The 4,755-nt window shown below is 61.0% G+C and carries 4 protein-coding genes and 2 pseudogenes; all 6 read left to right on the top strand.

All coding sequences use genetic code 11. The annotated features are described in order from the left end of the window. A pseudogene (locus tag VIW95_RS17425) lies at positions 1 to 150 on the top strand (UDP-glucose 6-dehydrogenase); the annotation flags it as partial. Between the two features lie 14 nt (positions 151 to 164). Further along, positions 165 to 1,106: an NAD-dependent epimerase/dehydratase family protein gene (locus VIW95_RS00660; protein WP_331582965.1), complete on the top strand. Its 942-nt coding sequence runs from the start codon at positions 165 to 167 to the stop codon at positions 1,104 to 1,106. A 1-nt stretch (position 1,107) separates the two neighbouring features. Next, positions 1,108 to 2,910 (top strand): translation elongation factor 4, encoded by a 1,803-nt coding sequence (gene lepA, locus VIW95_RS00655; protein ID WP_331582962.1) that lies wholly within the window; start codon positions 1,108 to 1,110, stop codon positions 2,908 to 2,910. 112 nt (positions 2,911 to 3,022) lie between these two features. Further along, on the top strand, positions 3,023 to 3,667 hold the full coding sequence (gene lepB / locus VIW95_RS00650; RefSeq protein WP_414645262.1) for a signal peptidase I: 645 nt from the start codon (positions 3,023 to 3,025) through the stop codon (positions 3,665 to 3,667). A gap of 25 nt (positions 3,668 to 3,692) precedes the next feature. Next, complete coding sequence (locus VIW95_RS00645) at positions 3,693 to 4,292, top strand: hypothetical protein (RefSeq protein ID WP_331582958.1); 600 nt, start codon at positions 3,693 to 3,695, stop codon at positions 4,290 to 4,292. A gap of 28 nt (positions 4,293 to 4,320) precedes the next feature. After that, positions 4,321 to 4,755, top strand: a pseudogene (locus tag VIW95_RS00640) (lanthionine synthetase); the annotation flags it as partial.

Below are 4,755 nucleotides of genomic sequence, written 5' to 3'. Positions count from 1 at the left end.
GAGTGGAATGAGTTCCGGCATCCCAACTTCCAGCGCATCAAGGCCGAGCTCAAGGAGCCGGTGATATTCGACGGCCGGAACCTGTATGATCCAGAACTGATGAAAGCGCTCGAACTGCGATATTACTCGATCGGGCGCCATCCGGTTTAGGACAGAACGCGTATATGAGAATTCTGGTGACCGGCGGTGGCGGCTTTATCGGCTCGCACGCGGTGGATGCGCTGATCGCGTCCGGCGCGGGCGAAGTTTCGGTTCTCGACAACTTTTCCACCGGCAAGCGCGATCAGGTGAACCCGAAAGCAACGGTGCATCAAACCGATCTGCGTGACGCCGCCGCAGTCACGTCAGTAGTCGAAAAAGTGCGGCCCGAGATTATTTTTCATCTCGCGGCCCAGATGGACGTGCGGCGCTCGGTCGCCGATCCTGCCTTCGACGCGCAAGTTAACGTGGTCGGATTTCTCAACCTGATCGAAGCGGCGCGCAAACACGGCCTCAAGCGCGTGGTCTTTTCATCGACCGGCGGTGCGATTTACGGTGAGCAGGATGAGTTTCCATGCACCGAGGATCATCCGAAACGGCCGGTGAGTCCCTACGGCGTCGCCAAGCTGGCGACCGAAGCCTATCTCTTCTTCTACAAGGTGGAGTACGGAATCGATTACCTGGCGCTGAGATTCGGCAACGTGTACGGCCCGCGCCAGGACCCGCACGGCGAAGCCGGCGTCATCTCGATCTTCTGCGGGAAGCTCCTCGACCGCCAGCCCGTGACGATTTACGGCGACGGCACGCAGACGCGCGATTACGTTTACGTCGGCGACGTGGTGCGGGCGGTAGTGGCGGCGTCGAAGTCGAGCGCGTCGGGGCTCGCGATCAACATCGGTACCGGCATTGAGACCAACGTGAACGATCTCTACTCGACGCTCGCGGGCATTGCCGACTTCCCGACCAAGGCCGAGCACGCGCCGCCGCGCGGCGGCGAACAGAAGCGCTCTGTCATATCGCCGGCCCGCGCGGAAAAAGAACTCGGCTGGCGTCCTGAAAAGAAGCTCGCGGAAGGACTCGAAGAGACCTTCAAATATTTCAAGCAGCAACGGGACCATTTGAGTTGAAATGACCGAAGCTGCCTCGATTCGCAACTTTTCGATCATCGCGCATATCGATCACGGCAAGTCCACGCTCGCCGATCGAATCCTCGAACGCACCGGCGCGCTCACGATGCGCGAGTCGAAGGACCAGTTCCTCGACTCGATGGACCTCGAGCGCGAGCGCGGAATCACAATCAAGGCGCGCTCGGTACGACTCAACTATACGGCCAAAGACGGCAAGGGCTACGTCCTGAACCTGATCGATACTCCCGGCCACGTCGATTTCGCCTACGAGGTTTCGCGCAGCCTGGCTGCGTGCGAGGGCGCGCTGCTGGTCGTCGACGCGAGCCAGGGCGTCGAAGCGCAGACGCTGGCCAACGTCTATCTCGCGCTCGATCACGGGCTTGAAATCATTCCGGTGATCAACAAAATCGATCTGTCGGGCGCGGACATCGAGCGCACCAGGCAGCAAATCGAGGAAATCATCGGGCTCGACGCCTCCGATGCGATACTCACCAGCGCCAAGGAAGGCATCGGCATCGAGGACGTGCTCGAAGCGATCGTTCCGCGGATACCGGCGCCCAAGCCGACCGACGAATCCGCGGTCCGCGCGCTCATCTTCGACAGTTGGTACGACGTGTACGAGGGCGTGATCGGCCTGGTGCGCGTGTTCGGTGGCGAGCTGCGCGTCGGCATGAAAGTACGCCTGATGGGCACCGACAAGCTGGGCGAGGTGATGCGCCTGGGGCATTTCACGCCGCACGAACGTCCCACCGACGCTCTCGGTCCGGGCGAGGTCGGCTTCGTTGTGGCGAATATCAAAACCGTCGCGGACATGCGCGTCGGCGACACGATTACTGACGCCGACAATCCCGCGGTCGCGCCGCTGCCGGGTTTCAAGGAATTGAAGCCGATGGTGTTCGCGGGCCTGTATCCGACCGAGGCGAATCAGTACGGTGCGCTGCGCGACGCGATCGAGAAGTTGCGCCTCAACGACGCGAGCCTTATCTGCGAGCCCGAGACTTCGCAGGCGCTGGGCTTCGGCTTCCGCGCGGGATTCCTCGGGCTGCTGCACATGGAAATCGCCCAAGAGCGGCTCGAGCGCGAATTCGGCATCAGCCTGATCGTCACCGCGCCGACGGTGGCCTACCAGGTGCGCACGGTGTCGGGCGCGCTGACGACGGTGGACAATCCCGCGCATCTGCCCGACGAAAACAGCATCGAGGCGATCGAGGAGCCGTTCATCCTCACATCTATCCACATGCCCGAGGAGTATCTCGGCGCCGTGATGAAGCTGTGCGAAGATCGCCGCGGCCTCCAGCGCGACCTGCGCTACCTCGGCGAGAAGCGGGTCATCCTGCACTACGAATTGCCGCTGGCCGAGATAGTCTTCGATTTTTACGATCGGTTGAAATCGGTGAGCCGGGGTTACGCGTCGCTGGACTACGAATTTCTGGACTTCCGGGCCGGGCCTCTGGTTAAATTGGACATACGGATCAATGGCGAGGTGGTCGACGCGCTTTCGATAATCGTGCATCGTGACAAGGCTTATGAACGAGGCCGGGCGTTGTGCGAAAAGATGCGCGAGCTGATTCCGCGCCAGATGTTTGAAGTCGCGATTCAAGCCGGGATCGGCGCCAAGATTATCGCGCGCGAATCCGTCAAGGCGCTGCGCAAGAATGTCACCGCCAAATGTTACGGCGGCGATATCACGCGAAAACGAAAGCTGCTCGAAAAGCAAAAGGAAGGCAAGAAGCGGATGAAACAGGTCGGACGCGTCGAGATTCCGCAAGAGGCTTTCCTGGCCCTGCTCAAGGTCGGGGAGTAGGGCAGCAGTGGCCGAACCAGCACGCAACATTCCCAAAGCACAGGCGCTGAATGCGCGCGAGGCCGAGCGCACACCTGCCCAGAAGTCGGTCACGCGCGAATATGTCGAGGCGATGATCATCGCGCTCGTGCTCGCGATCTTCATCCGCACATTTTTTGTGCAGGCGTACAAGATTCCGTCGGGCTCGATGGAGCCGACGCTGCTCGTCGGCGATCACATACTCGTGAACAAGATCATTTTCGGGTTGCGGATGCCCGACTCGATTTTCGGCCTCGAGATTCCGGGCCTGCCGCTCGGCCAGTATGTTTTCCATCTCGAGCCGGTCCATCGCGGCGACGTCGTGGTGTTCGTCTTCCCGCCCGATCGTACCAAGGATTTCATCAAGCGCGTTGTCGGAACCGCCGGCGATACCGTGGCAGTCAAGAACGGCGTCGTGTGGCTCAACGGTTCCCCGATGGACGACCCTCATCGACATTGGGAAGTGGCCGCGCAGGATCGCTCGCCCGTCTCGCCGCGCGACAACTTCGGGCCGGTGACCGTCCCGCCGGGCAAGCTCTTCATGATGGGCGACAATCGCGATCGCAGCTACGACAGCCGCTTCTGGGGCTTCGTCGATCTCAACGACGTCGAAGGACGCGCCACGATCATTTATCTGCCCTGGAATGAAGAGAAGGCAGACACGGCATCGACGCTCAGCGAATTCTTCCTGTGGTTCGAGTACATCAGATGGGATCGGCTCGGGATGATCGTGCACTAGAACGAAACCGAAGAGGGAAAATCAGGTGGCGGACGAAGCGGTGAACCGGATTGGAGCGATCCTCGAGGAGCTCGGCGCGCGGTTCGATCTGGTAGTCGAGGCAGTCTCGGGTTTCGGCGGACGCCTCGACACACTGCGCGATGAAATCTTCGGGCAGTTCGCGGAAGTCGGCGGTCAGATTCGCTTCCTTTCCGAGCAGATTGCCGAGAATCGTCGAGGTATCGTCACTACGCACGACGACCTGGGCGCCGAGATGATCCGTCTCGGTGAGGCGCTCGGCAAGGCGCGCGTCGAGTTCCGGGACGAACTGCTGGCCGCGCAGACGGGGCTTCGCGGCGAATTTACCGAACGCGCCGTCGAATTCCGCGAAGAGGCGGCGCGCGCAGTGGCGTCCACCGGTAAGCACGCAGTCGCATCAGGTAGCGAGACGACGAAGATACTCAAGCGCGAAATCGCGGCGTCGGCCGAGATGGCCGCGAAGAAGCTCGCGGCCGAACTGAAGCAGACCAGCAAATCGCTATCCAATCTCGCTCACAAATTCGATCGCTTCGACGATCGGATCACAGTCCAAACCCGCGATCAGGACCAACGCCTTAGAAAACTCGAACGGAAGCGCGGCGCGTAATTCGCGTCGTCCCGGCCAGGCGCGGGTCATGCCACTGTACGAAGCCGAACGACACGAGCGGTTGATCGGCACCGATTGGAACGAAGACCGCGCTCGCGAAGCGATCGATCAAATCGTCACCGACTCTGATCGAAGCTTCAGCGCGGAAGGCCTATGGCCAATTCATCCATTCGATCGCTCACCTGAACGGCCGCCTGATTCTATCAAGTACCTGTACCATGGCGCGGCGGGAGTGATCTGGGCGCTCGACTATCTGAACGAGACGGGCGCCGTGGCCCGCAAGCGCGACTACCTCCCTGCCGTGCGTCAGTTGATTCCGCGAATTCGCGACGATCTGGACAAGTACCCGGAACTGCAAAAGTACATGGGCGCCGAACTGGCGTCGTACCTTCTCGGGGAGGCCGGAATCCTCCTGCTGCAATTCAAATTGGCGCCGTCCGAAGATGTTGCGCGGCAACTCTAC

Origin of the sequence: Binatus sp. (SeqCode) (assembly GCF_036522015.1) — a bacterium.
In the GTDB taxonomy this organism is placed as follows: Bacteria; Desulfobacterota; Binatia; order Binatales; family Binataceae; genus Binatus.
This window is presented reverse-complemented; position numbering and strand designations above follow the sequence as displayed.

Coding starts and splice junctions, on each gene's coding strand:
- VIW95_RS00660 (WP_331582965.1), top strand. CDS start 165: ATGAGAATTCTGGTGACCGGCGGTGGCGGCTTTATCGGCTCGCACGCG.
- lepA (WP_331582962.1), top strand. CDS start 1,108: ATGACCGAAGCTGCCTCGATTCGCAACTTTTCGATCATCGCGCATATC.
- lepB (WP_414645262.1), top strand. CDS start 3,023: ATGATCATCGCGCTCGTGCTCGCGATCTTCATCCGCACATTTTTTGTG.